General features: G+C 50.7%; 28 protein-coding genes and 1 pseudogene. 16 read left to right on the forward strand and 13 right to left on the reverse strand.

What is annotated here, in order from left to right; translation table 11 throughout:
* Positions 1-40: 40 nt before the first annotated feature.
* Positions 41-115 carry a DUF1661 domain-containing protein gene (locus F452_RS13285; RefSeq protein WP_235290048.1) on the reverse strand — a complete coding sequence of 25 codons (75 nt, stop codon included), beginning with the start codon at positions 113-115 and terminating at the stop codon, positions 41-43.
* Here F452_RS13285 and F452_RS11385 point away from each other — a divergent pair.
* Complete coding sequence (locus tag F452_RS11385; protein WP_394358156.1) at positions 96-326, forward strand: DUF1661 domain-containing protein; 231 nt, start codon at positions 96-98, stop codon at positions 324-326. The two genes, F452_RS13285 and F452_RS11385, sit on opposite strands and share 20 nt — an antisense overlap.
* On the opposite strand, the gene F452_RS0104605 is transcribed toward F452_RS11385, so the two are convergent.
* On the reverse strand, positions 310-2,688 hold the full coding sequence (locus F452_RS0104605) for a TonB-dependent receptor (RefSeq protein WP_018965066.1): 2,379 nt from the start codon (positions 2,686-2,688) through the stop codon (positions 310-312). The two genes, F452_RS11385 and F452_RS0104605, sit on opposite strands and share 17 nt — an antisense overlap.
* 161 nt (positions 2,689-2,849) lie before the next feature.
* On the opposite strand from F452_RS0104605, the gene F452_RS0104610 reads away from it, so the two are divergent.
* Entirely contained in the window at positions 2,850-3,689 is an 840-nt protein-coding gene (locus tag F452_RS0104610; RefSeq protein ID WP_026292185.1) for an alpha/beta hydrolase, read from the forward strand.
* Positions 3,690-3,725: 36 nt separating this feature from the next.
* Here F452_RS0104610 and F452_RS0104615 read toward each other — a convergent pair whose 3' ends face one another.
* Both F452_RS0104615 and F452_RS0104620 read right to left on the reverse strand, forming a co-directional pair.
* Entirely contained in the window at positions 3,726-4,385 is a 660-nt protein-coding gene (locus F452_RS0104615) for a YiiX/YebB-like N1pC/P60 family cysteine hydrolase (RefSeq protein WP_018965068.1), read from the reverse strand.
* Entirely contained in the window at positions 4,366-4,710 is a 345-nt protein-coding gene (locus tag F452_RS0104620; RefSeq protein ID WP_018965069.1) for a nuclear transport factor 2 family protein, read from the reverse strand. Before F452_RS0104620 ends, F452_RS0104615 begins: the two co-directional genes overlap by 20 nt.
* Positions 4,711-5,214: 504 nt before the next feature.
* Here F452_RS0104620 and F452_RS0104625 point away from each other — a divergent pair.
* The 3 genes from F452_RS0104625 (at position 5,215) to F452_RS0104635 (ending at position 9,953) form a co-directional block, all read left to right on the forward strand.
* A complete protein-coding gene (locus F452_RS0104625; RefSeq protein ID WP_026292186.1) occupies positions 5,215-6,072 on the forward strand; it encodes a GIN domain-containing protein in 858 nt (285 codons plus the stop codon).
* A 273-nt stretch (positions 6,073-6,345) separates the two neighbouring features.
* Complete coding sequence (locus F452_RS0104630) at positions 6,346-7,206, forward strand: head GIN domain-containing protein (RefSeq protein ID WP_026292187.1); 861 nt, start codon at positions 6,346-6,348, stop codon at positions 7,204-7,206.
* A 281-nt stretch (positions 7,207-7,487) separates the two neighbouring features.
* Positions 7,488-9,953: a M14 family metallopeptidase gene (locus F452_RS0104635; RefSeq protein WP_018965073.1), complete on the forward strand. Its 2,466-nt coding sequence runs from the start codon at positions 7,488-7,490 to the stop codon at positions 9,951-9,953.
* A gap of 79 nt (positions 9,954-10,032) precedes the next feature.
* Here the strand turns inward: F452_RS0104635 and F452_RS0104640 are convergent, their stop codons facing one another.
* The 3 genes and pseudogenes from F452_RS0104640 to F452_RS13290 all read right to left on the reverse strand — a co-directional run.
* Positions 10,033-11,331: an exo-beta-N-acetylmuramidase NamZ family protein gene (locus F452_RS0104640; RefSeq protein ID WP_026292188.1), complete on the reverse strand. Its 1,299-nt coding sequence runs from the start codon at positions 11,329-11,331 to the stop codon at positions 10,033-10,035.
* A complete protein-coding gene (gene fsa, locus F452_RS0104645) occupies positions 11,328-11,990 on the reverse strand; it encodes a fructose-6-phosphate aldolase (protein WP_018965075.1) in 663 nt (220 codons plus the stop codon). Before fsa ends, F452_RS0104640 begins: the two co-directional genes overlap by 4 nt.
* A 130-nt stretch (positions 11,991-12,120) precedes the next feature.
* A pseudogene (locus tag F452_RS13290) lies at positions 12,121-12,186 on the reverse strand (hypothetical protein); the annotation flags it as partial.
* Between F452_RS13290 and F452_RS11955 the strand changes: the two are divergent.
* The 11 genes from F452_RS11955 to F452_RS13020 all read left to right on the forward strand — a co-directional run bounded on the left by F452_RS11955 (position 12,185) and on the right by F452_RS13020 (position 21,042).
* Positions 12,185-12,262, forward strand: a complete 78-nt coding sequence (locus F452_RS11955) for a DUF1661 domain-containing protein (protein ID WP_152567053.1) — start codon at positions 12,185-12,187, stop codon at positions 12,260-12,262. The pseudogene F452_RS13290 and the gene F452_RS11955 overlap by 2 nt on opposite strands.
* Positions 12,263-12,463: 201 nt before the next feature.
* Positions 12,464-13,387: an arginine deiminase family protein gene (locus F452_RS0104650; RefSeq protein ID WP_018965076.1), complete on the forward strand. Its 924-nt coding sequence runs from the start codon at positions 12,464-12,466 to the stop codon at positions 13,385-13,387.
* Positions 13,388-13,433: 46 nt separating this feature from the next.
* A complete protein-coding gene (gene radA / locus F452_RS0104655) occupies positions 13,434-14,819 on the forward strand; it encodes a DNA repair protein RadA (RefSeq protein WP_018965077.1) in 1,386 nt (461 codons plus the stop codon).
* A gap of 59 nt (positions 14,820-14,878) precedes the next feature.
* The gene (locus tag F452_RS0104660) at positions 14,879-17,572 is read left to right on the forward strand and encodes a transglutaminase domain-containing protein (RefSeq protein WP_018965078.1); all 2,694 of its coding nucleotides are present in this window, start codon (positions 14,879-14,881) and stop codon (positions 17,570-17,572) included.
* A 183-nt stretch (positions 17,573-17,755) separates the two neighbouring features.
* Positions 17,756-18,394, forward strand: a complete 639-nt coding sequence (locus F452_RS0104665; RefSeq protein ID WP_018965079.1) for a MarC family protein — start codon at positions 17,756-17,758, stop codon at positions 18,392-18,394.
* Positions 18,395-18,397: 3 nt separating this feature from the next.
* Positions 18,398-18,889: a 3'-5' exonuclease gene (locus tag F452_RS0104670; RefSeq protein WP_013815458.1), complete on the forward strand. Its 492-nt coding sequence runs from the start codon at positions 18,398-18,400 to the stop codon at positions 18,887-18,889.
* Positions 18,890-19,564: 675 nt separating this feature from the next.
* Positions 19,565-20,032 (forward strand): HU family DNA-binding protein, encoded by a 468-nt coding sequence (locus tag F452_RS0104675; RefSeq protein WP_018965080.1) that lies wholly within the window; start codon positions 19,565-19,567, stop codon positions 20,030-20,032.
* Positions 20,033-20,141: 109 nt separating this feature from the next.
* Positions 20,142-20,456, forward strand: coding sequence for a hypothetical protein (locus F452_RS0104680; RefSeq protein ID WP_018965081.1), 315 nt, complete (start codon positions 20,142-20,144; stop codon positions 20,454-20,456).
* A 44-nt stretch (positions 20,457-20,500) separates the two neighbouring features.
* The gene (locus tag F452_RS0104685; RefSeq protein WP_018965082.1) at positions 20,501-20,722 is read left to right on the forward strand and encodes a DUF6140 family protein; all 222 of its coding nucleotides are present in this window, start codon (positions 20,501-20,503) and stop codon (positions 20,720-20,722) included.
* A 34-nt stretch (positions 20,723-20,756) separates the two neighbouring features.
* Positions 20,757-20,897, forward strand: a complete 141-nt coding sequence (locus tag F452_RS11960) for a hypothetical protein (RefSeq protein ID WP_155259038.1) — start codon at positions 20,757-20,759, stop codon at positions 20,895-20,897.
* A gap of 16 nt (positions 20,898-20,913) precedes the next feature.
* Complete coding sequence (locus F452_RS13020; protein WP_262497942.1) at positions 20,914-21,042, forward strand: hypothetical protein; 129 nt, start codon at positions 20,914-20,916, stop codon at positions 21,040-21,042.
* Positions 21,043-21,329: 287 nt separating this feature from the next.
* On the opposite strand, the gene F452_RS0104695 is transcribed toward F452_RS13020, so the two are convergent.
* The 6 genes from F452_RS0104695 to F452_RS13295 all read right to left on the reverse strand — a co-directional run bounded on the left by F452_RS0104695 (position 21,330) and on the right by F452_RS13295 (position 24,947).
* Positions 21,330-22,187 carry a hypothetical protein gene (locus tag F452_RS0104695; protein WP_018965083.1) on the reverse strand — a complete coding sequence of 286 codons (858 nt, stop codon included), beginning with the start codon at positions 22,185-22,187 and terminating at the stop codon, positions 21,330-21,332.
* A 13-nt stretch (positions 22,188-22,200) separates the two neighbouring features.
* The gene (locus F452_RS0104700; protein WP_018965084.1) at positions 22,201-23,094 is read right to left on the reverse strand and encodes a hypothetical protein; all 894 of its coding nucleotides are present in this window, start codon (positions 23,092-23,094) and stop codon (positions 22,201-22,203) included.
* Between the two features lie 33 nt (positions 23,095-23,127).
* Positions 23,128-23,580: a DUF6108 family protein gene (locus F452_RS0104705; RefSeq protein ID WP_018965085.1), complete on the reverse strand. Its 453-nt coding sequence runs from the start codon at positions 23,578-23,580 to the stop codon at positions 23,128-23,130.
* Between the two features lie 55 nt (positions 23,581-23,635).
* On the reverse strand, positions 23,636-24,124 hold the full coding sequence (locus tag F452_RS0104710) for a hypothetical protein (protein WP_018965086.1): 489 nt from the start codon (positions 24,122-24,124) through the stop codon (positions 23,636-23,638).
* Positions 24,121-24,621: an RNA polymerase sigma factor gene (locus tag F452_RS0104715; protein WP_018965087.1), complete on the reverse strand. Its 501-nt coding sequence runs from the start codon at positions 24,619-24,621 to the stop codon at positions 24,121-24,123. Before F452_RS0104715 ends, F452_RS0104710 begins: the two co-directional genes overlap by 4 nt.
* A gap of 233 nt (positions 24,622-24,854) precedes the next feature.
* Entirely contained in the window at positions 24,855-24,947 is a 93-nt protein-coding gene (locus F452_RS13295) for a DUF1661 domain-containing protein (RefSeq protein ID WP_161781409.1), read from the reverse strand.
* Positions 24,948-25,047 lie beyond the last annotated feature (100 nt).

Consider the following 25,047-nt stretch of genomic DNA (forward strand, 5'->3'; position numbering starts at 1 on the left):
CTTTATCTCTATTCCGGTCGGCTCCCGCGCCGAAATTATCTCACTTATAGTCCCACAAAATGCGGCGCGTAAACTTTTCTGTTTTGGCGCGAGAAGTGAAAAGTTCTCGCGCCAAAACGAAAAAAATCTCGCGCCGTTTTTCCGGAAAACACGGACGACAATCGGATCATTTTTGGTTCGTGTTTCCTTCATCACAGGTTGCAGGCCGGGATACCGGATCAATGGAAAGCTATGATGCTTTCAGGCCGTGCACGCTGTACTATGATTATCCGAATAAGACGACTCTTCCACAGAACAAGCTCACCGCTCTTAGTACTGGAACGTGATACCCAAAGTGGGTAGCAGGACGCCGGTTGACTGTTTGAGCCATTTCATTTTATATCGTTGTTCTGCGAGAGGTGCATCGGGATTCTCAATGATGCCCGTACTTAGGAGCACATCCGGTTGCTTGAGCTTGCTGACCGTTACATTCTGCAAATCGAGATAGAGACCGAGGGTACACTTATCCCAATAGAACATCTTGTCTATACGAATATCGACCTGACCGAAAGGGCGAAGACGCTCCTGATTGTATCGCGAATAGTCGAAGTAAGGTTTGCCCTGAGCATTCCAGGCCGATACAAGAGAGGATTTCTCCTCATCGTATGGAGTATAGGGCGCACCTCCGATACAACTCACTTTCATACCTATGCTCCAGTCATAGGGAAGAGTATAGGTACCTCGGAGGTTGAAGATGTAGCGGCTGTCCCACGCAGAAGGAAGATACGCTGCAGAAGCATCATTGCGGTATTCGCTCTTGAAGAGAGTAAAGGAGGAGGCCAGATTCAGTTTCTTAGCTATGATCCACTTCATCATCAGTTCCGCTCCATATGAACGTCCTTCAGCAGTAGAGACCAGTTGTTCATTGCCGACGACTCCGTAGTCATTGCCTTTGCAGTTGAGCGGAATACCGTCTACAACCGAGAGAGGCATCCGGCTATAACCTTTGTAGAAGCCCTCCATCGAAACTTCGAGGGTATTGCCTTTTCGCCAGCTAAGTCCGACTGTTCCTTGGCTGACCTTCATATAGCGCAGGCTGTTTTTATTGACAAACTCCCCGGCTTTGTCCTTAAAGCCCAAAGCCGTGTATGCAGGCAATTGGTAGAATATGCCTGCATTGCCGCTCAACGACAGTTCGCGTGTCAGGTTGTACGACAGAGAGAGGCGAGGCGATAGCTGTTTGGTCAGGTCATTCATCAAGGATGAATAGTTGTTGGCATCGGTTCTCAAACCGAATGAAGCTGAAACACGTCCGCCCATCATCGTCGAACTGACCGTGCCGAAAAGCCCCCAGCGAACAAAGTTGAGGTTTGTATCGTAGTCATAGGTTTGTGCCTGGCCGGTAAATACGCGCTGGAAGGTAGTATTCGTGTAATGGCTGTGTTCCAAATTGGCACCGAAGTTGATCTTCCATTTTCGCAGTGTGGTCAGATTCTCGAAACGGAATTTCGTCTCCTGCTCGGAGGAGCGCAGACGAAGCATCAGATTCTCCGGAGAGCTTTCGTTGTTCTGCCAGTATTTCGTATTCCGATTGTTCATGTAGCTGTGGCTGAGAATCGCAGATCGGATGTGCACCCCTGCATAGTGGCGATAGACGGCACCCAAGGTGAATGTTTTTTGCTGGATTTTAGGGAAATAGCTCAGGATATACTCATTCTGCTCGCTATCGGCATCGGTATTGAGCTTCATATTATCCAAGCCTCCCAGTCCCAATACAGTAAGCTCGTGTGTAGCATCAAAGCGGGTTTTGAGTTTGAATTGAGCATCGGTAAAGGTCGGCAAGAAAGGCAGGCCGAGCGCATCGAACAGGAACTGGAGGTAGGATTGCCGAACAGAAACGAGATAGGATGTCTTCTGTCCGATATATCCGGTGGAAGCCAGAGAAACCTCCGATGCTCCGACTGTGGCTTTGATGGAATTGGCATCCAGCTCTCCATCGCGAAGCCTGAAGTCCAGAACCGAGCTGAGAGCATTGCTCCTGTCTGCCGGGAAGGAGCCGGTATAGAATTTCACTTCCCGAATCAGGTCTGCATTCAGGATTCCGACCGGTCCTCCGGAAGCTCCCTGCGTGCTGAAGTGATTGATATTGGGAATTTCCACTCCGTCGAGGTAGTAGCGATTTTCCGAAGGAGCACCTCCACGAACAATGAGATCGTTGCGATAACCTATGGGAGAGAAGGCAACGCCGGGATACGACTGTACCACACGGGAAATATCCCTGTTGGCTCCGGGGCTTTTCTCGATCTCCTGCAATCCGATGACTCGCAGGCTGACAGGGCTTTCCGCACTGCGTCGGAAAGTCGATGCCGTCACGGTGATACTCTTAAGCTCGGTCAAATCCTCCTCCATCTCCACAGAGATATTCAGATCTTTGTTGGACAACATGTATTCCGGCGTAACAACTGAAATGTAGCCTACGGCCGTAACCTGCAGAGAATAAATGCCGGGAGGAACATTCTCGATCGTAAACTTGCCCTCGGCATCGGTGATGGCACCTTTGCTCAGGCCTAAAATAATCACATTGACATACTCCAGCGGTTTTCTACTCGATTTGTCGATCACAGTTCCCCGTAACTGATGCACTTGCTGTGCCACAAGAGTGGAAACGATGGAACTCAAAAGAAAAAGAAGGATGAGAGCTCTTTTCATAAATTAAAAATGTTGAACAGAGACAAAGATAAGAAAACGTATACACCAAATTCTTTGAAATTGGTACGGCCTCGTATTTTCTGACAAGAGGATTGGCAAATAGATACCTTTGCAACAAAGAAAAGATAGCCTGTATGAAACATCCTAAACGATACCGAGGAATGAAAAAGAGAACACTACAGATAGCCCTATTGCTTTTGGCATTGGCGGTTCAGGGATTTGCTGCCGGTGTGGAAAGACTGTCGGTGCCAAGTGCGTCGATGAATAAGGAGATCCCTGTACTCATAGTGCTTCCGGATATAGCCTTGGCGAGCGAGGGCGGAGATTGCCCCGTGGTGTACCTGCTGCATGGTTATGGAGGAAATGCCGAAACGTGGCTAACCATTAAGCCGGACCTACCGCAGATAGCAGATCAAAAAGGAATCATCTTCGTTTGTCCCGATGCCCGGAACAGCTGGTATTGGGATAGTCCGATCGATCCGGCATTCCGTTACGAGACGTTTGTCGCTTCCGAGCTGGTCGAATATGTAGACCTCCATTACAAGACCGTTACCGACAGAGAGGGTCGTGCCATCACCGGACTCAGCATGGGTGGGCACGGTGCCTTATGGATTGCCTTTCGGCATCAGGAGACATTCGGAGCCTGTGGCAGCATGAGCGGTTGTACGGATATTCGTCCTTTCCCGAAAAACTGGGAGATAAGCAGACGGCTTGGCTCTTTGGCCGAGAATCCGAAGCTATGGGATGAGTACACTGTGATCAACAACCTCGACAGTTTGAGAAGCGAAGCACTTGCTATCCTAATAGATTGCGGAGTGGAGGATTTCTTTCTGGATGTCAACAAAGAGCTGCACGCTTCGCTTTTGACAAGGCAAATCGATCATGATTTTACCATCCGCCCGGGAGGGCACAACAGAGCCTATTGGCACAATGCCATAGATTATCAGATCTTATTTTTCGAAAAATACTTCCGCCGGTACAGCGAACAGCAGGTAGAATAAGGTCAAAAAAAGGATATTGGCAAAGCCCACTGCCTCTCAATTCGTGAGAGCAATGCACTCCGTACCGGGGAACAGAAGAAGATCGTCCAAAGAATAGACACGCCGCCCTGCTACAGAGGTGGAAGGACGAATCGGCAGCAGAGAATCCGCTTTGAGCAAAGCGGCAGCCACTAATTCGCTACAGTACAGCTCGGCATCGGAGGCCGAGTCAAAAGCAAAATCGAAAGGAACTTGACGTTCGCGATAGTCGAGAGCAGCTCTGACAAAGTGCAACAGGACGGAATCAGGAAGATGGAGACGATAGATACCTGCACGCCGCGAATGTGCAAGGAATGACGAAAGGGATTCCAAGGCGACTCCCCCATGTCCACTGCTCGGATCTTCTTCGGTATGGATTACCGAACAACTATCCGTACCGGCATAAAGAATGATGCCGATATGGCTATATTCTTGTGCCGAAGAAGCCTTTTTCCTGAAAAGACCGGAATACCACGAAGTGCCTAAGCGACAAATGAGGTCGCCATCGCGCAAATCCGTTTCCTCGGGGAAGGCAGGTACAAAAAGCCTTTCCTTCCTGCCCTGTGAGCATGCACTCAGACAGAGCAGGAAAGAAAGGGAGAGAATGCATCGGGTAACGAATGCGTTAAGATGCAAAACTGTAAATCCGAAGGGAGGCTTATTTCCCGATCGCTTCATCGACAAGCCATTTGTTGTCGATATTCACCACATGCACCGTGGTTGTATCATCTTCGAAATCCAGATAGGTGACCCAAGCTTCCTTGTTAACAATGCTATCCTTGATGAAGGTGAATTTGTAGTTCGGTTTGGCTTCTCCGCCCAAAGCACTATACAGATCGACAAGTTTATTTGTGCGTTCCGTACAATACTTCTTGGCCTCTTCATATTTCTGTTTGGCCATGTTCTCCGAAAAGTTCTTTACAGCATCTTTCGGGCCGGAGGAAGAACAGCCGGCCATGAGGGCAGCGGCAAGTAATGCCGCTCCGATTTTCCAAGTTTTCATATTCTAATACGCTATGTTCTTAGTGTTAGTTTCCTAACAAAGGTAGGAAATATCCCTATCTCCGTACTCGAGGTGGAACTTAATGATCGTCCGGAAAAGTCCGGAAGGCAAGATGAGGCAGCTAGAAAGTGGAGGCAAAATCAAGTGAAATATGGTTCCAAAAAATCTGAAAAATCGAACCAAAACAAAAACGTTTACGCTCGGGAATTTTTTCCTTTTGGCGCGACTTTCAAAAAACTACCAAGCCATATTTTTAGGGATGTATTTCGATTGTTTTTCGGCGCATGAAAAGGAAAAATGAACTGTTCCCTTTCCCCTTTGCTCTTTTTCGTCTATCAGAGGACACCGAAGGGGCGTAGAGCTTTCGTATCGGACGTATCCGAATGGGAACTTAATCCGGTGAATTCTGTTTAAATGCAAGAGACGAGAATCTGTCGGATGGTGCGAATATGTAATCATTATGTGTGCCGATCGAACAGAATCATTAACTTAAAACAGTCAATTATGAAGACAAAAAGATTTTTTCTATTGGCGATCATTGCGCTATGCGCCATGCAGGCCTCGCTGGGACTTGACCTTCAAAAGCGTGTCAAAGGGAACGAGCAAGTCGTAACGGAAGATCGTTTGGCAGAAGCTTTCAACGGCCTTTTCGCATCGGGCAGTATCGACATTCAGATCAAATACTCTTCGATACAAGCACCCCTCCGCATAGAAGCCGAATCGAATATCGTTCCCCTGATCAAAACGAGTGTAAAGAAAGGGATCCTATACATCGAATTCGAGAAAAGACGTTCCATATCGCCCAATGGACCAGTACGGGTCATTATCAGCGTGCCGGAGCTAAAAACGATTACGCTGGACGGTAGCGGCAATTTGATTTTCGGATCGGGCTTTGACCAATCCTCCCTCGAAGCGACCCTTAATGGAAGCGGAAGCATAAACTTCATCGACACAAAAGTGGAGCAGTTGGACATCACGGTCAATGGCAGTGGCGACCTTCGCGGCAGCATTTTTGCCTATAAGGACATACGCATGAACCTGAAAGGATCCGGTAATATCATCCTTTCCGTCGGTGACACCAAGACGATTCGGGCTAATATGAAAGGTAGCGGAGGTATTCAGCTCACCGGAAAAGCTTCGAACACGACGCTTAGGAGTTCAGGAAGCGGAATGTTCGACTGCCAGAGCCTGACGACAGACCATGCCGATATAAAAATGAGCGGAAGCGGCGGTGGCCGCCTTAGTGTGACGAAGAAAATCAGCGTCAATCTATCAGGATCCGCCGGCTTCACCTGCCATGGAAAGGCCAAGATTGGCTCTTACAAAATCGGGCGCTCCTCTTCATTCAGGATGCAACCGTAAGTCGTTACCTCTTAGCTCAATAGCTACTTACGCCCTCGCTAGATTAGGGTAAGGACGAAGAGCCGGAAAGAGTCAGGTTGCAGTTTTTGCTTCCTGACTCTTCTTTTTGTGTTTAGTTCATGATGAGAATGAAGAAGGAATGATTTTCCCCTTTTGGACGTAATCTTTTTGCTTGTGTTCGGATGAGAGATTGAGAAAAAGCGGCCCGGGATGTAACATTTCGGGGACTTGTTCGTCTTACTCATAGAACGACTAACTAAAAACTAATTGATCATGTGGACAAAAAGACTTCTCTTTCTTCTGATGACGGCAGCAAGCTTCAACTTTGCTTCTGCTCAGTTCCTGTCATGGAAACGCATCAAGGGTAATAAAAAAGTACAGATAGAAGAGCGGCATATAGACCGATTCGATCGGCTTATTGTCAAGGGTAGCATGGAGGTAAAGGTACAGCAAGGGCCATCGGCGCAGCCCCTGACAGTAGAAGCAGAGTCCAACATCCTACCGCTGGTAGTGACCGCGGTAGAAGATGGTGTGCTCATCATCAAAATGAAATCGACGGCATCTATCTCCATTAATAAGGGTGTCCGAATCAGAGTGACTACTCCACATCTCACAGAAGCAGAGTTGCACGGAAGCGGCGACATTATTTTCTCCGGTTTGTTCCGCCAGCGATCCCTGCGAATCGGACTGTTCGGAAGCGGCGACATCACTTTTGCCAATGCTACGATAGCTAACGATCTAGACATCAGTCTTAGGGGAAGCGGCGATGTGCGGGGCAAAATCTTTGCCGGTAGGAATGCTGTCCTTTCTCTGACCGGTTCGGGTGACATAGACGTTTCGCTGGGCCTTCCTCAAAGTGTTCGGGCCAATCTCAGCGGAAGCGGAGATATCAAGATAAAAGGGGAGACGGCTTATGCTGCACTCCAATGCAATGGAAGCGGAGACCTCGAGTGTCGCCATCTCCTTGCTCGCCAAGCCGACGTGAGGATCCATGGTAGTGGCGATGGTAAACTCGCAGTTGCCGAAAAATTGGATATCAACCTGTCAGGATCGGCCGGTTTCGTATGCTATGGTCGGCCTGCGATCGGTGTGTACCGGGTCAGTCGCTCTTCCTCTTTTAGCACAGTCCCTTGAAGGAAATAATAGCACCATAGTTTAGAACTTTTCATAGACGCGAGCAGCAATAGGGCGAGGTACTCCTTCGGAGAGTATTCTCGCCCTTGCTTCATTCGGACAGGATAGCGATCGATTTTAGGACTTAAAAGGATAATGGGATAAGAATATTTTTATCTTTGCGACTCAACTTAGCCAGAAAAAATGCTCCGCAATGCCATAGCTTTGTGCTAAATATAAGCACCTTTTTCCCGCAAAAGGATACTGGGTGCATATAAACAACAACTATAATTATCCTATTTATGAAGAAAAAGAATTTTTTGCTTCTTGGCATTTTCGTTGCTTTGCTGACTTTCATCGGCAGCATGCAGGCACAACAGGCCAAAGATTATTTCAACTTTGACGAACGGGGCGAAGCCTACTTCTCATTCAAAGTGCCTGATAGGGCCGTTCTACAAGAGCTGGCTCTGATCATGTCCATCGACGAGTTTGACCCCGTAACCAATGAAGCCATTGCCTATGCCAGCGAAGAGGAGTTCGAAGCATTCCTGCGCTATGGGCTCAAGCCTACATTCTTGACTCCTCCATCCATGCAGCGCGCTGTCGAGATGTTCGACTACCGCTCAGGAGAAAAATACGAATGGAATGCTTACCCCACCTATGAAGCCTATATCAGCATGATGGAAGAGTTCCAAACAAAGTATCCATCACTTTGTACTACTTCCGTCATTGGCAAGTCCGTAAAGGATCGTAAACTGATGATTTGCAAGCTGACGTCCTCTGCCAATACAGGGAAAAAGCCTCGCGTGCTCTATACTTCTACGATGCACGGAGACGAAACGACCGGATATGTGGTACTGCTCCGACTCATAGACCATCTGCTGTCGAACTACGAATCCGATCCGAGGATTAAGAACATTCTGGATAAAACGGAAGTATGGATCTGCCCTTTGACCAACCCCGACGGAGCATACAGAAAAGGAAATCATACAGTCCAGGGTGCTACTCGCTACAATGCAAACAATGTCGATTTGAACCGTAACTTCAAGGATGATGTAGCCGGCGATCACCCCGATGGAAAACCCTGGCAGCCGGAGGCAATCGCATTCATGGATTTGGAAGCGAGGGTTCCTTTTGTTCTTGGCACCAATATACATGGCGGTACCGAGGTGGTAAACTATCCATGGGATAATAAAAAAGAAAGACATGCAGACGATGAGTGGTACAAACTGATCAGTCGCAACTACGCAGCCGCTTGTCAGAGTATTTCCCCCGGCTACATGACCTCCGAAACCAATTCGGGAATCATCAACGGTTCAGACTGGTATATGATTCGAGGAAGCCGTCAGGACAATGCGAACTATTTCCATCGCCTGCGAGAAATTACCCTTGAAATCAGCAACACCAAATTGGTGCCGGCCTCTCAACTTCCAAAGTATTGGAACTACAACAAGGAAGCACTGCTCGCATTGATCGAAGAGGCTATGTACGGGATACATGGTACAGTGACTTCCGCCGTGAACGGACAGCCTCTCAAATGCCAGATCATGATAGAAAACCATGACAAGCGCAACTCCGATGTATATTCGGACGCTACCACGGGCTACTACGCACGTCCTATCAAAGCCGGTACTTATACGGTGAAATACAAAGCCGAGGGTTATCCTGAAGCGACCCGTACCATTACTATCAAAGACAAAGAGACCGTCATCATGGACGTTGCATTGGGTAACTCGGCTCCTCTGCCCGTACCTGATTTCACTGCTTCTCCTATGACCATCTCGGTAGGCGAAACCGTCCAATTCCAGGATCTAACGACAAATAACCCCACGAATTGGGAGTGGACGTTTGAAGGCGGACAGCCTGCCATGAGTACAGAGCAAAATCCGCTCGTGTCCTATAATCATCCCGGTCAGTACGATGTTACGCTCAAAGTGTGGAATACAAATGGTTCCAACACGATTACGAAAGAAAAATTCATTACTGTCAATGTCGTTATGCCTGTAGCTGAATTCGTCGGTACCCCGACGGAAATAGAAGAGGGTCAGACGGTATCTTTCCAAAACCAATCCACCAACGCCACCAACTACGTATGGATATTCGATGGCGGCACTCCCGCTACCAGTGAAGAAGAAAACCCGACTGTGCTTTACAGCAAAGCCGGCCAATATGATGTAACCCTCAAGGCCATCAATCCTTCCGGTGAAACAGTGAAGAAGAAGCCCAAATACATCAAGGTCAAGAAAGCTCCGGTCCCTGCTCCGGTAGCCAACTTCGAAGGAACGCCTCGAAAAATAAAGAAAGGAGAGACAGTTTCTTTCAAAGACCTTTCCACGAACAATCCCACATCGTGGCTTTGGGTGTTCGAAGGGGGTTCTCCTGCCACCAGTACAGAGCAAAATCCGGTGATCACCTACAATGAAACAGGTAAGTACGATGTACAGCTGACGGCTACCAACGAGGGCGGAAGCAATGTAAAGAAAGCAGAAGACTACATCGAGGTTATCGTTAACGACGCCATTCAGGACGTAGTGGCGAAAACCGGTATCATCATCCGTCCGCAAAACGGAACGAAGCAAATCGTCATAGAGGCTAACACTCCTATCAAAGCGATTGTTCTCTACGATATTAACGGACGAACTGTGCTCAAAACCAACCCCAACGAGCTTCGCTCGACGATAGATCTGTCAGCACTGTCTGAAGGTATCTACACCATCAGCATCAAGACGAAGAAAGCGACTCGCACGGAAAAGATCCATATCGGATAATCCGAAAAGCCTCCATACAAGAAAGGGATGCCCGGCCGGGCATCCCTTTTCTTTTGTCTTCGTGTGAACAAATCCGGCATTATTCGGCCGATGTAGGGTAGAGCAGATACTTCTTTCGCATTTTGCGGTATTTGTCGAGATCCGGTTGCCATGAAGCTCTGATCCGCTCCTCTGTCCAGCCTTTTTCGATCTGTGCGGCCAACTCCTTCGTTCCGGCCAGGAGGTTGAACATCTGTCTCCTGTTTACCAATTTTATCCCATCCTGCTGAGCAGTCCGATAGTAACGGATCAGCAGCTGTAGAGACAAGCCCTGCGGAGCTTTTTCACTCCGGAGATCCACTCCGTAACAGCTTCTTCCTTTATAGAGAGGATTGCTATCCATACCGCGAATAGGTCGTGGGACGAAAACAAAAGACCCGAACCTTTTATTCGGATAACCCAAAACTTCAAAAGGGAAATCCGTACCTCGCCCGACACTCATGATCGTAGCCTCGAACAGGCAGAGCGAAGGATACCAAGCTATGGCATTGGCCGTCGGCAGATTGGGACTCGGCTTCACCGGCAAGGTGTACTCCTGTCCATGCTTCCAGCCCAGCATCGGAACCACTGTCAGATCGCACTTCATTCCCTTCCTGCCCAGCCAGCCCTCGCCGTTGATCATATCGGCCAGCTCTCCTATCGTCAGTCCATGAAGAATAGGCAGCGGATCCACTCCGACAAACGAACGGCAATTATCTTGTAAGATGGGGCCATCCACATAGTCGTTCGGGTTCGGCCGATCTGTGACGATCAGCTTTTTCCGCTCCTCGGCACAAGCCTCCATCACATAGTGCAGCGTACTGATATAAGTAAAGAAGCGAGTCCCGACATCCTGCATATCGAATAGCAGCACATCGACGTCGGCCAACATGCGAGGAGTAGGCTTCTTATTTTTGCCGTAGAGCGAAACGATAGGAATCCCTGTCTTGACATCCCGTTCATCCTTGACCGCTGCCCCGGCGTCGGCATCTCCACGGAAGCCGTGTTCAGGCCCTAAGACCTTGACGATATTGACTCCCTGCCGAAGCAGATTGTCAAGAAGATGTTCCCGTTCTGTGCCCACCACGCTCGTAGCATTAGCCACCAGTGCCACGCGCTTGCCTCTGAGAAGAGGCAGGAGCAGCTCTGTCCTCTCCGCGCCGACAACTACTCGCACCTCCTCTCTCGGAGTCGGCGCTGAAATCTCCGGCTCCGAATCAGCAGTCTGACTCCTGACCTCCTCACTCCTCGATGAATGCGCTGCCCCTGCAACTTGGCAACCGGTATGGGCTGAAAACGACATTAGCCCGCTGATGCAGGCTAATGCGATAGAATATTTCCGGGAAAAGCGAGCGATCATTTGCCTTCGTTTACTCGTCGATGATCTTCCAAGAAAGCTTTCAATCCACTATCCGTAAGAGGGTGCTTGAGCAGACCCTTTATGGCGTTGAGTGGGCAGGTAGCCACATCGGCACCGGCTTCGAGGCACTGAATAATGTGCTGCGTATGGCGGATGCTGGCAGCAAGTACCTCCGTCTCGTAACGATAGAATCCGAACATCGCTACGATATTCTCCACCAGCTTGACGCCATCGCTGGCGATGTCGTCCAATCGGCCCACGAACGGCGACACATACGAAGCTCCGGCTTTGGCGGCGAGCAGGGCCTGGCCTACGGTAAAGACGAGCGTACAGTTGGTACGGATACCCTTATCGCTGAAGTATTTGATAGCCTTGATACCTTCGGCCGTGCAAGGCACCTTAACCACGATCTGCGGATGCAGAGCGGCCAACTCCTCGCCCTCGCGAATCATACCTTCGTAGTCCGTAGCTATCACTTCGGCACTCACATCTCCATCGACGATCTCACAGATAGCCAAGTAGTGCCTCATGCAATTATCCTTCCCACTAATACCCTCTTTCGCCATCAGAGACGGATTGGTAGTAACGCCGTCCAAGACACCCATGTCGTTCGCCTCGCGAATCTGATCCAAATTAGCTGTGTCGATAAAGAATTTCATCGCTGTATCCTCTTTGTTAGATATTGATATTTAGTTTTTACAACTGCCCCAAAGGTAGGCATTTTTGGTCTACACGCCGAGGTGTCCGCCGTGTGTCTGTAGTTACCGATGGCAGGTATACAGCTTTTCTCTATGTCGTTCGGGAAAAAACAGGGATATGGCTCCCAAAAACGTGGCGCGAGAAAATTTTCGTTTTGGTTCGGGAAGTAAAATTTTTACGCGCCGCAGCGAAAAAATTCCTGCGCCACTTTTGCAGGAAACACGCGCCATAATCGGAGCATTTTTGGTTCATAATTTTCCGACCGAAAGAAGTCGTTCCAATCGTTTTAGGTCGACCTTTAGGAGAAAAAAGTCTATGCCCGATAGTATAGCCGGATTCGAGTTTATTAGCAATTCCGGCGCGGAATACTCTGTTCTCTTTATTATCTTTGTCGGAAGCCTGACCTTTTTAATCCTTGCAGGCAATCCTAATAATGAAGATACTACCACACGTTACCAACGAAACGGCTCCCTTGCGCACCGTCGTACTGGGGTTGCCGGATTCGACCGGCGGAGCACCTGCTCTCGCCGATACTTACGATGCCAAGAGCTATGAATCCGTGCTACGGGGCACTTATCCTTCGGACGAGAATATCAAGATAGAGATGGATGCCGTACTCGATGTATTGGTACGTCAAGGCATAGAGGTGCTCCGTCCCGAGCCGATAGAAAACTACAACCAGATATTTGCCCGCGATGTGGCTTTTACCATCGATGACAAACTCTTCGTCTCGAACCTGATAGCCGATCGTGCCCGTGAGTCCGAAGCCTTTTCGCCTATTTGGGATTGCGTCGGGGAGAGCCATCTGGTACGCCTTAGCGAAGATATTCATGCCGAAGGAGGAGACATCCTGCTATATGATGATATTCTTTTCATAGGCACCTACCTTCAGAAGGATTATCCTTCCTTCAAGACGGCCCGAACCAATGCACGGGCTGTGGACTTCTTCCGCGAATTTTTTCCTCACAAAACCATCATACCGATAGAGCTGATCAAGCACGACACCGATCCTATGCGCTCGGTGCTCCACCTCGACTGCGCCTTCCAGCCCATAGGTCGTGGCCGTGCCATAGTCTATCGGCAAGGATTCCTGCACCCTGAGAGCTTCGGTCTGATCACGGAGATATTCGGCGGCCGGGACAACCTGTTCGAGATTACGCCCGAAGAAGCCTATATGATGAATACCAATATATTCTCCATCAGTCCCGACACAGTAATAAGCGAACGGAACTTCGTCCGTCTGAACAACCACCTGCGTGAGGCATGGGGGATGACCGTAGAGGAAGTGCCCTACGCGGAGATCTCCAAGCAGGGCGGACTGCTCCGCTGCTCCACGATGCCACTGGTGCGCGAATAAATCGACCTCTTCTCTATATAGCACACCCTACGACAGCAACTGAAGCATGGCTAAGGAGAAAACGATCTACGTCTGCCGTTCGTGCGGAACCAAATACGCCAAATGGCAAGGCAACTGCAATGCCTGTGGAGAATGGAACTGCATCGACGAGGAAAAGGTGTCGGCACCTGTATCGGGCAAGCATGCAGCCAAGAGCTTCATGCCACGGGAGCAGGACAACCGGCCAAGACTCTTACAGGACGTGCAGTCCGGCGATGAAGAGCGCATCCGCCTCGGCGATGAGGAGTTCGACCGCGTATTGGGAGGAGGAATCGTCAAGGGAGCATTTGTCCTGCTTGGCGGTGAGCCGGGGATCGGCAAGTCCACGCTTATCCTCCAGACGGTGCTGCGTCTGCCCCGGTTGCGCACGCTCTATGTGTCGGGCGAAGAAAGTGCCCGACAGCTGAAGATGCGCGCCGAACGACTGGGGCAAGCCATGAATGAGTGCTACGTATACTGCGAAACGAATATAGAGAGGATACTCTCCCGTGCAGAAGAACTCACACCCGATCTCCTCGTGATAGACTCTATACAGACGGTCTATACCGAGGAAATGGAAAGCTCGGCCGGCAGCGTGGGGCAGATCCGCGAATGTGCTGCCTTGCTACTCAAATACTGCAAGACTACGGGTATCCCCGTTATCGTCATCGGACACATCACCAAAGAAGGTAGCATAGCCGGACCGAAGGTGCTGGAGCATATAGTGGATACGGTGCTCCTTTTCGATGGGGACAAGCATCATCTCTACCGGATACTTCGGGGACAAAAGAACCGCTATGGCAGCACTTCCGAGCTGGGGATATACGAGATGCGGCAAGACGGTCTGCGTGGCGTGGAGAATCCGAGCGAGCACCTCATCACACGCAACAGGGAAGACCTCAGCGGCATAGCCATAGCCGTAGCGATGGAGGGCATTCGCCCGATACTCATCGAGGCGCAGGCTTTGGTCAGCTCGGCCATTTATGCCAATCCGCAGCGTTCGGCCACGGGCTTCGACATTCGGCGGATGAATATGCTCTTAGCCGTACTGGAGAAACGTGCCGGCTTCAAGCTCATACAGAAAGATGTGTTTCTGAACATTGCCGGAGGTATCAAAATAGCGGATCCGGCTACCGATCTGGCCGTCATCTCAGCGGTGTTGGCATCGAGTCTGGACATCGTTATCCCACCGGCCGTATGCATGACGGGCGAGGTCGGACTCTCCGGAGAGATACGGCCCGTGAGTCGCATCGAACAGCGCATTACGGAAGCACGGCGCATAGGGTTCAAAGAGATATTGGTGCCGGCCGATAACTTCCGGCAGGAGGATGCCGGTCGCTTCGGTATTCGACTCGTGCCGGTCAGAAAGGTGGAGGAAGCCTTTCGCCATCTATTTTCCAAAGGAAGAGAATAGAAAGATCGGAGAGAATACATGCCAAGGAGAGCTACAATTTCCAAAAACATATAAGTAATATGAAAGAGAACAAACTATTCCGCATCGGGATACTTGCGATCGTCGCCCTCATGCTCACAGGATGCAAGGGGAGCGACACCCATTTTATCACCGATGCAGACTTCCGCAAACAGGTGCAGGAAGATCTGAGAGTAAAACGAGAAGCTCTATCCGAAGGCAATCTCTTCGAAGTGCTGGAGCGCGATTCGCTCCGTACCGAAGAGCGCGAAGCACTGGAGTTCCTGTATGCCTACATGACACTGCCGGACATCGTGGACTACTCGGGCGACTTCTACTTGCAGAATGTACGCGAGAGCTTCCGCGCAAGGGAGGAAATGTCGTGGGGTAAGGAAGTGCCCGAACTGCTCTTCCGCCACTTCGTGCTGCCTATACGCGTGAACAATGAGAACCTCGACAGCAGCCGCATGGTGTTCTATGCCGAACTGAAAGAGCGAGTGAAAGGTATGAGCATGAAGGAGGCCGCTCTGGAGGTGAACCACTGGTGCCACGAGAAGGCTACCTACAGCCCCAGCGACCCGCGTACTCGCTCTCCGCTTGCAACGGTGAAGAATGCCCTCGGACGCTGCGGAGAGGAATCCACTTTCACGGTGGCTGCCCTGCGATCGGTAGGTATTCCGGCCAGACAGGTTTATACGCCGCGTTGGGCACATACGGACGACAACCACGCATGGGTGGAGGTATGGGTAGACGGCAAATGGTACTTCATCGGAGCCTGCGAACCGGCAGCCGAGCTGAACGATGCTTGGTTCAACAGCTCCGTTGTCCGCGCCATGCTAACGCATACGCGAGTCTTCGGCCGTTACGAAGGTCCGGAGGAGAAATTGCTCCGCACGGCCAACTACACGGAGATCAACTGTATCGACAACTATGCCCCGACGGAAATGATCGAAGTCAAAGTCACCGACCGCTCCGGTGCCGTGGTGGAAGGGGCCGATATTCGTTTCTGCATCTATAACTATTCGGAGTTCTATCCCGTGGTGACGAAGCAATCCGATGCCCAAGGGCAGGCTTCCCTGCGCGTAGGCAAAGGCGACATGTTCATCTGGGCTGCCAAGGACGGACTCTTCGGTTATGCCCTGTCCAAGGCCGACGATCGCAAACCGCTGACCATCGCACTGGACAGCTTCGAAGCACAGCCCGAATGGGCCGATTTCAAAATCGTGCCACCTGAAGGGGATCCCATCCCCACGACCTGCTCTCCGCAGCAGATCAGCACGAACGATGCCCGTCTCCTGCGTGAGGATTCCATTCGCGCAGCCTACGAAGCCACATTCGCCACAGCCGAGCAGTCCGCAGCACTGTCTGCCGAGTTGGGTGTGGATGCATCTGCACTGACAGGCATCTTGCAAACGAGCCGCGGCAACCATGCCGACATCGAAGGTTTCTTGCGCTCCATAGAAGCCGGAAAAGCACGCCAAAGAGCAATGGATCTGCTACAGACCGTTTCGCCCAAGGACCTGACCGACACGCCGGAGTCGCTCCTCAAAGCACTCTTCCGCGACATGGCCGAGCCGGCTCCCGAAGCGGCAAGCGGCGAAGCGTACCGGCACCACCTGCGCTATGTGGCATCGCCTCGTATCTATACGGAGATGCTCAGCTCATTCGTCCCTGCACTTCGCGGCATCCTCTCCACAGAGGAGCAGGAAGCCATGCGCCAAGATCCGGCCGAACTGGTTCGCTGGGTAAGCTCGAACATCCGTCTGGATACCCTCTACAATACGCAGTACACCACCATCACTCCGGCCGGTGTATGGCGAGCCAAACGAGCAGACCTCCGCTCGATGGGGATCTTCTTCGTAGCCATGGCACGCACACTCGGCATACCGGCCCGGTACGACGAGGTGACGGGCAAGATCCAATACAGCAAGCAGCTGATGCCGCTGCGTTGGAGCGACGTGAATCTGCGTGAGAGCAAGACGGCCCTCAAGGAGCAAGGTTCGCTCGCACTGGATTATACGCCGACAGCACTGGCTCCCAACCCCAACTACTACAGCCGCTTCACAGTGGCCGAGATGCAACCCTCGGGTATCATCCGCACGCTCTATTATGATGAAAACGAGCCGACAGACCTGAAGACGCTCTTCGACCGCCCCAAGGAGATGAATGCAGGTCATTACTTCCTCGTTACCGGTACGCGTATGGCCAGCGGTAGCGTATTGTGCCGCATGAGGAAGTTCACGGTAGAAGCCGGCAAGACTGCTCGCCAGCCACTCGAACTGCTACACGACTCGACTGACATTCAGGTGATCGGCTCCATCAATGCCGAACAGCTCTATCACGATCTCTCCCATGCGGAAGACCGCTCGCTCCTCTCTACCACAGGACGCGGCTACTTCGCGATGGCCATACTCGGAGCCGGTCAGGAGCCTACCAACCACGCCCTGAAAGACTTGGAGAAGGTGAAAGCCGACTTCGAGCAGTGGGGACGCAAGCTGATCCTCCTCTTCCCCGATGCCGACGGATATAAACGCTACAAACCGGCAGACTTCCCCTCCCTGCCTGAGACAGCCGTATTCGGACTCGATATACAAGGCCGCAATGCTGCCATGATACGGGAGGCTGCGAACCTGCCTAATGCGACCAACCTGCCGATCGTCATTATCGCCGATTCGTTCGGTCGGGTCGTATTCGTCCGTCAGGGCTATACGATCGGTCTGGGCGAGCAGATGATGCAGGTGATCCGCCGCCTCTGATCCTCCACACCATTACTCGGTGTTTGCTGCCGGTACAGTCATCCTTCGCGATACTGTGCCGGCAGTATCTTTTTCGCCGATGGTTATCTTTCGATAGGGTGAAAAACGTTAATTTTGCGACTGTCAAGATCGTGACAACCAACCTGACCTTCGAACCTTAACTACTTAAACAAATTAGAAACGATGGATTTTTTAGACAAAGTGTTACAGGACTTGAGCCTTATCGACCTGAAAGAGATCATAGGCTCCTTCGTGATTCTATTCGTGGCAATCGATATTATCGGTGCTATTCCCGTGGTGCTTAGCCTCAAGGACAGAGGCCAGTCCTTCCATAGCGGCAAGGCCACCACTTTCTCCTGCGTCATGATGCTCGCTTTCCTCTTCATCGGAGAGCCTATGCTGAACTTCTTCGGCGTGGACGTCTCTTCCTTCGCTGTAGCAGGGGCTATCGTCCTCTTCGTAATGGCCGTGGAGATGATATTCGGCGTGCAGATATTCAAGGACGACGGGCCTGCCGGCAGTGCCACCATCGTGCCGCTGGTATTTCCTCTCTTTGCCGGTGCGGCAACGTTTACCACCATCCTCACGCTGCGTGCCGATGGTATAGCGATGACCAACATCGCCATTGCCATCCTGATCAACGTGGCTATGATCTACCTGATGCTCCGTTTCGTAAACCAGCTGGAGCGTTTCTTCGGCAAGGGCGGTATATACATCCTGCGCAAATTCTTCGGTGTCATTCTGCTTGCCATCTCGGTGAAGTTCTTCACCGGCAATATCGTCAAGATCATCGAGACGATGAACGAAGCCTTGCAGAAGTAAGCGATGCTGGACTTTGCTGCCATAGACTTCGAGACGGCCAATGCCGAGCGGACGAGCGTCTGCAGCGTGGGCATCATCGTTGTACGAGGTGGCGAGATCGTACACCGTTATTACAGCCTGATTCGCCCCGAACCGGACTATTACAATTACCACAATACACGCGTACACGGACTGACCGCTGCCGACACCGAGTCGGCACGGATCTTTCCGGACGTGTGGGCCGAGGTGGAGCCTCTGATCGCAGGGCTTCCGCTCGTGGCACACAACAAGCCGTTCGACGAAGGTTGCCTCAAGGCGGTATTCAGGATGTACCGAATGGACTACCCCGACTACCCGTTCTTCTGCACGCTCCAAGCAGCACGCCGCCAACTGCGACACCTCAGCGATCATCGTCTGCCCACCGTAGCCCAATGCTGCGGATATATATTGGCACAACACCACCAAGCCCTGGCAGATGCAGAAGCCTGTGCCGCCATCGCCCTGAAGCTCTTGTAGAAAACCGGCATGAAGCCTCATGCCCCTCTTTTATCCATTGCGCGCTACAAGCATTTCTATAATATAAAGACCGGCTTGTATGCGAGTGCCCATGTTTTTTCACAATCCAAAAGAGCCGATACTCCCACTTTACACAAAAAAAGACCGAAAAGAACTCAATCGTATGAATATATTTTCTACCTTTGGTGCTCTCTCAATCACATTTATCGGGAACCATGTATCGGGACATAAAAGCAAAGAAAACCACCTTCGTGGGCGACTGCATACCAAGTCGCTCCCTGCGCTTTTTCCGTTTGAAATCCCCTCAAATCCTTACTACTGACGATAGCCCCGTAGCGGCCGTCGGAGTGCCGAATAAAGGCATTTTACCCCCCCCCCCCCCATTTTACATTTGTAAACAACTGACAAACAGTCTGTTACAACCTTTGCAAGGTCTCCATCGGGAAGTCTTGCGGCATACCTCATACCCCTTCTCCTTTCTTTCGGGATGCACACCCCTGAGGGATCTCCTCCAAGACCCCTCAGGGATCCCTCCTGAGACCCCTAAGGGGTCCCACCAGATACTCCTTAGAGATCCCATAGGAGACTCCTCAGGGGTCTCGGGAGGGATCCCTCGGGGGTCTTCTTCGACTGACAACATTTCATTATCATATTAATCCTTTAACAATTATTCCTATGCTGAACTTATCAGTCAAGAGCCAGATCATGAAGATCGGCAAGCACAAAGGCAAGACCATGTACTATGCCCAAGTGGACAAACCCCGAGTAATCGAGTACGAGGACGTCATCAAAGACATTGCAGAGATGTCCTCCCTGACCACAGGCGATGTGCGCAATGCCATCGACCGACTCGCCTACTACCTCCAGCGCGAACTCACCGAGGGTAATACCGTCAAGCTCGGACAGATCGGCACCTTCCGCGTGGCCGTTCCCTCCAAGTACGTGGAGACGGAGAAAGAGGTCAATGCCTCCATCCTCAAAAAGCCCAAAATACAGTTTTACATCAATCGCACGCTCTCGGCCGTAGCCGAGAACATCCGCTTCGCCGTCTATCGCAACGGTCAGAAAGTAGATGACACCACCTCTCCCTCCACTCCGAGCGAAGGCGGCGGCGAACAAGACAGCGGAGGCGGCGGCCTCTGATGTCCGTACCACCACTCCCTCGAAGCCCGGCCATGGACTTCGGGGGAGTGATCCCTACCCATTATCAGTAAAGAATAAAATCAATAAGAAATAACAATCCGATTATCTCATGAAAAATTATCTGATGAAAAAATATGATTTGACGAATAAAGAGGGATACAAAATTGCGATCCAAGACTTTCAGTTAATTACTCTCACGGCTGTGTTACTATACATTTTGGCCAAATTCAATCCAAGCAGAAAAAAGCAGAAACAAACCGCGGAAGAACTTATCAAACAAGGAAAATTGAACGGAGTAAAAGAAATGGAAATCATTATGGAGGATCGCACAGGATTGCATCTCGATGTGCCGATAAAAGGTGTAAACATCAAAACGGGAATAGGTAGTGAAGGAAAGACTATTGTAAAAGTTACTTACAAGTAAATAGATTGTATTTGAGTCTATTCTTTCAATGAAGGACAATCATCATGCCGCTCTATAAAATTTCGGTCAGACGCAGAAAAAACTCCAATGGCATACTGCTCGAAGCCGGTATGAGCGTCGAAGTGCTAAGCAAATACTTCTACAATCCCCTAACCACCAATGGCGGACAGATGGTAGCTGATGCCTTCATGCGTATCTACGGAGTAGACCTCAAACGAGCCGGTGCGCTGAACACCGTAGACCTCGATGTGGAGATAATAGGTTAAAAATCAAGCCACTAAACAAATAATAAGCATAAAAATGAATCCCAAGACATTAATATCCGCTGGAAAAACTGCAGCTAAAATAGCTATTCCAATTCTCATAGAAAAAGCTCCTGATATTTGGGGAGCAGCAAGAAAATATTTCGGGAAAAAGAAAGAAGAGAAGAAAACAAAATAAAAGCAATCGAATTTTCATGAAACAAGAAACCAAAGCGACCATTGTAAAGATAGCAGGAGCAGTGCTCAAAATAATTGGAGATACACTTAGCTCTCCAGGACAAGATTCTACTAAGACACAATCAAGACAAAGTAAAAGCGAATAAAAATGATAATGAGAAAAACTATCTAAAAACATAGAAACGACGAAAAAGGGCTGTACTTGTGGGATTCTTTCACGCGGTACGGCCCTTTCGTTATCAGGGCAGGATGATGAGTGCGTTTTGATCATTCCGGTATGATCGGTGTCCGAAAAGCGTAGAGCTTTCGATCTATTTTTATTGGATACCTGTGTATCAATAGATAACATGCGGGACAGATGAGGTATTAAAAACCTTATTCTGTCCCGCATCCGTTTTTGAGACGGTTTGTCCGAATAGATATGGGCGAGTATTTACAAGCTCAAGGAGAAACCGATTGTGTAAGGATGCAGCTTGGGGCCTTTGCCGCTTCGGAAAAGCGGTGTCAGCGAGTAGGTGAAGAAAATCCCTGCGTTGCGATAGTTGATACCGGCACGGGCTTCGACCGAGAAGGTGTTCAGATTGACCCTCCTCAACTTTTCCAGCCGGCCATCGGGGCCATCGGTCGTAGCAGCAGAATATACTTTGGCTCTCAATACAGGAGCTATATAGACAGTCAAGTTAGAACCTACCCCATTGAATGCCAATGCCGGCATGGCTTTCAGATATGCAGCAGTGAGTGTACATTCGGCTCGGCCGGGCACGTCCACTACGGTAGTCACTCCGTCGATATTCTTCAGCGTTTTGGAGTCGGTGATGCGGTAAATGTCGGCATCCCAACCGAGGGCATAAGTAAGCACCAGATACTTGTTCAGACGGTAGATGTCTCCGAAGAACTGAATCGAACCACGGTAGGAATGACTCCGACCTATGTCGGAATGAGAGTCATCGACCTTCAACTCACCCCATTCGAAAGAGCCGAAACCGTAGGTACCCCAAACGGGCATTTCCTTATCCCTGTTCGGCCGATTGATCAAAGTATTCCGAAAGCGTTGTTCGATGCTGCGACCATTGCGATAGACACCTCTGAATATCTTTTCGTTTCGGATCGTATCTCCCGAAGGCATGGACTCCTGTATAATTACCTCGAAATCGTCCTCACCATCCTTGATCATAATGGTTTTCTCCCCGGCACGAATCACCGTATCGCGAACGGCCGAAGGAAGGCTGTCGGCGTAAGAGGCAAGCACGGAGGACAGCAGTATAGCGGTGGTCAAAAAGAAACGTTTCATTGCTTTTTTGTTTTTAGAAGCCAAAACCGAAGCCGATGGCGAACATGCGTGTATCAGGCCCTTTTCCGCTGCGGAACAGGGGTGTAAGCGTATAAGAACCATAGAGATTGAAAGCACTGTAATTGATACCGACACGGGCTTCGAGGACGATAGGATTCAGGTTCAGATCGCGACCGTGTTTCTGATGACTCTTGTTGTCCGGCAACCACACCTTAGAGCTGGAAGCCGTCTTGAACTTCAGCACCGGAGCGGCATAGAGAGAAAAGGAGCTGCGGCACTTCTTCATCATAAACGGTACGGCGACGTTCATATAGGTAATGTGCAGTCGGCTGTTGTCGTAAGTGATTCCTTCGGCAGCCGGGAGCACTTGGGTAAGCCCCTCTACATCCTGAAATGAATGATTGTTCTTCAGGTGAATGGAGTTGAACTCGATGTCCAGATTGGGGGCGATCACCAGCCAGTCATTGAGTCGGTACGAGACGCTCATCAAACCCAGCGTATAGCGGAGCGAAGAGCTGGCATTGACATGCTCGCCTGCAGAGCCCGTGAGGTTTACAAATCCGAGTTTGAAAGAACCCAACCCAATGGAACGAATCCGTTTGTCGCCGGTGCACTTGCTGCTTCTCGTAAGGTTGAGAGGTACATCGAAGATCGTATTGCGGAAACGCTGCTCGATGCTCCGCCCTTTGAGATACACTCCTTTGAATACCTGTTCGCTCCGTCCGCGCGTGCCGTCGGCATTGTAGCGGTAGAGCGTGATGTCGATGTCGTCCTCGGTTTCGTTGATGACGACTACCTTGTCATCGATTCGGACAGTCGTGTCGAGAGAAACCTGCGCGGGCTTGCCGGCAATAGCCATCTGCACGAAGAAGATACCGGCGAGGCCAAAGAGAAATGCTTTTTTCATGAGTGATTCTGTATTTTATGTGTTAGTTGTTTATCAATTCTTGTTTTGCATCAGGAGCGATACCAGATCCTCGGAACCGATCTTACCCTCGATGTAGATGAGTGTGATACCGCGTTTAGGATTGTAGCGATAGAGTATATATCGGTTCAGACCGTTGGCCGGAGGCAATTCATAGTAGCCCGAAGTCAGGATACCGGAGTCTATCACCTCCTTGATACTTTTGGCAGACTTTCGATCAGCGGATACCGCATCCTGTATCTTCTGCAGGCGTTTGCCCGGATCGCGCATGGTCAGACTCTTGTACAGATGGATGTCGTATTCGACCAACATCTCCCTGTTCATTACTACCATCGTCACATCTTTGGCTCGGCCGTAGCGGTCGAATACCCCCTGTACATGGGGCTGCGCCGGACTCTGTCCGTATGCCGAAGCAAGGGCCGTCAGGCACAGGAGCAGGGTGAGCAGATATAGTTTGTACTGTTTCATTATCTTTTTTTGCTGATACTGTTTTATTCCGATTGTGTGTTCGCTTGTACATCCGTCAAAGGTCGAAAAGCTCCTGTGCCAGCTCCTCTCTATCGATGGATACGGCTTCGAAGGCTTCCTGTGCATACTGCCGTACCAGATCGGGATCGTTCACGCGCTCGCCGTTCACCATGGCGAAGGAGCCGGTAGTCGGCAGTGGCTGATCCGCCACATGAGGCGATCGGAGAGCGATCGTCAGAGCGATAGCCGCTGCTACGGAAGCTCCTCCCACACTCCACAGGAAGTGCTTTGCCGGCAGGCTCCGACCGGTAGATTTCGGAGTGTCGGAAAGGAAACGTCCATCCACGGCACGCCTGCAACTGACATAACCGAAGAGGGGGCGCAAGTGCTCCCACTGCTCGGGCAGCCGGGCCGTCGCGAAGTAGCGACGGAGGCGATCCTCTTCTGCACCGGAGGTAAGCCCGTCGAAGTACTTATCTAACAACCGGCCTATTTCCGCTTCGGTCGGGATAGCTTTTCTATTGAACCCTATTCGTTTCATCATCGTTTGAGTTGGAGAGCCAGAGCTGTACGCAGTGCACGTCGGGCACGGCTCAAGTTGGTATAAACGGCTTCGACCTTCACGCCCACGAGCCGGGCGATTACCTCGCTTTCGTAGCCATCGATCTCTTTCAGCCGGAAAGTCATTCGCTGCAACGGAGGCAACGCTTCGATGGCGGCTTCCACCAGACGCATGGTCTCGGACTGCTCCAGTACGCCCTGGGGCGTAGGGGCATGATCGGAGAAAGGCAGATTGTCCGGCAGCGGTTCCATCCGTCCTTCTTTGCGGAGCATATCCAAGGCTATTCGCCGAGCAGTGGTCACAGCCACTGCTTCGATGCTGTCGTATTCGCCCAGCCGCTCTCGGTTGATCCACAGACGCATCAGAGCCTCTTGCGACACATCGGCCGCAGCTTCCTCGTCGTCGAGGATGCTATATGCCACTCGTTTGAGCCGAGGAGCCAAAGGGGCTACGCTATGGGCGAATGCTTCTACTTCCATGCTAAGTAATCGGGACAAAACCTCCGTTGCAAAGGTCTTTATTTACGAGACGCAGAACAAACCGAAATCTGTCATCCGATGGCACATTTTTTTTGCCGTTCCCCTGAATCTCATCCTTTCAACCCACCCATCGCCGATCCGAAGCGACACCTCATCCAATACAGCTATTACTTCCTTCCGCTATCGAACTCAAACTGCAAAACATTGGCACATCGGCTTATACAGGGATCGGTTTACGCGCCGGATTTTTTGTATTCGTCGTTCCTCAAAACGTGGCGCGTAAACTTTTCGCTTTTGGTTCGGGAACTGAAAAATTCTCGCGCCACAACGAAAAATTTCTCGCGCCATTTTCTGAGAAAACGCGCGCCACAATCGGAGCATTTTTGGTTCGTGTTTCCATGCCAGCAGGTTACAGACATGGGTGCG

The organism is Porphyromonas gulae DSM 15663 (assembly GCF_000378065.1).
Taxonomy (GTDB): domain Bacteria; phylum Bacteroidota; class Bacteroidia; order Bacteroidales; family Porphyromonadaceae; genus Porphyromonas; species Porphyromonas gulae.

Coding starts and splice junctions, on each gene's coding strand:
- F452_RS0104605 (WP_018965066.1), bottom strand. CDS start 2,688: ATGAAAAGAGCTCTCATCCTTCTTTTTCTTTTGAGTTCCATCGTTTCC.
- F452_RS0104610 (WP_026292185.1), top strand. CDS start 2,850: ATGAAAAAGAGAACACTACAGATAGCCCTATTGCTTTTGGCATTGGCG.
- F452_RS0104615 (WP_018965068.1), bottom strand. CDS start 4,385: ATGAAGCGATCGGGAAATAAGCCTCCCTTCGGATTTACAGTTTTGCAT.
- F452_RS0104620 (WP_018965069.1), bottom strand. CDS start 4,710: ATGAAAACTTGGAAAATCGGAGCGGCATTACTTGCCGCTGCCCTCATG.
- F452_RS0104625 (WP_026292186.1), top strand. CDS start 5,215: ATGAAGACAAAAAGATTTTTTCTATTGGCGATCATTGCGCTATGCGCC.
- F452_RS0104630 (WP_026292187.1), top strand. CDS start 6,346: ATGTGGACAAAAAGACTTCTCTTTCTTCTGATGACGGCAGCAAGCTTC.
- F452_RS0104635 (WP_018965073.1), top strand. CDS start 7,488: ATGAAGAAAAAGAATTTTTTGCTTCTTGGCATTTTCGTTGCTTTGCTG.
- F452_RS0104640 (WP_026292188.1), bottom strand. CDS start 11,331: ATGATCGCTCGCTTTTCCCGGAAATATTCTATCGCATTAGCCTGCATC.
- fsa (WP_018965075.1), bottom strand. CDS start 11,990: ATGAAATTCTTTATCGACACAGCTAATTTGGATCAGATTCGCGAGGCG.
- F452_RS0104650 (WP_018965076.1), top strand. CDS start 12,464: ATGAAGATACTACCACACGTTACCAACGAAACGGCTCCCTTGCGCACC.
- radA (WP_018965077.1), top strand. CDS start 13,434: ATGGCTAAGGAGAAAACGATCTACGTCTGCCGTTCGTGCGGAACCAAA.
- F452_RS0104660 (WP_018965078.1), top strand. CDS start 14,879: ATGAAAGAGAACAAACTATTCCGCATCGGGATACTTGCGATCGTCGCC.
- F452_RS0104665 (WP_018965079.1), top strand. CDS start 17,756: ATGGATTTTTTAGACAAAGTGTTACAGGACTTGAGCCTTATCGACCTG.
- F452_RS0104670 (WP_013815458.1), top strand. CDS start 18,398: ATGCTGGACTTTGCTGCCATAGACTTCGAGACGGCCAATGCCGAGCGG.
- F452_RS0104675 (WP_018965080.1), top strand. CDS start 19,565: ATGCTGAACTTATCAGTCAAGAGCCAGATCATGAAGATCGGCAAGCAC.
- F452_RS0104680 (WP_018965081.1), top strand. CDS start 20,142: ATGAAAAATTATCTGATGAAAAAATATGATTTGACGAATAAAGAGGGA.
- F452_RS0104685 (WP_018965082.1), top strand. CDS start 20,501: ATGCCGCTCTATAAAATTTCGGTCAGACGCAGAAAAAACTCCAATGGC.
- F452_RS11960 (WP_155259038.1), top strand. CDS start 20,757: ATGAATCCCAAGACATTAATATCCGCTGGAAAAACTGCAGCTAAAATA.
- F452_RS13020 (WP_262497942.1), top strand. CDS start 20,914: ATGAAACAAGAAACCAAAGCGACCATTGTAAAGATAGCAGGAGCAGTG.
- F452_RS0104695 (WP_018965083.1), bottom strand. CDS start 22,187: ATGAAACGTTTCTTTTTGACCACCGCTATACTGCTGTCCTCCGTGCTT.
- F452_RS0104700 (WP_018965084.1), bottom strand. CDS start 23,094: ATGAAAAAAGCATTTCTCTTTGGCCTCGCCGGTATCTTCTTCGTGCAG.
- F452_RS0104705 (WP_018965085.1), bottom strand. CDS start 23,580: ATGAAACAGTACAAACTATATCTGCTCACCCTGCTCCTGTGCCTGACG.
- F452_RS0104710 (WP_018965086.1), bottom strand. CDS start 24,124: ATGATGAAACGAATAGGGTTCAATAGAAAAGCTATCCCGACCGAAGCG.
- F452_RS0104715 (WP_018965087.1), bottom strand. CDS start 24,621: ATGGAAGTAGAAGCATTCGCCCATAGCGTAGCCCCTTTGGCTCCTCGG.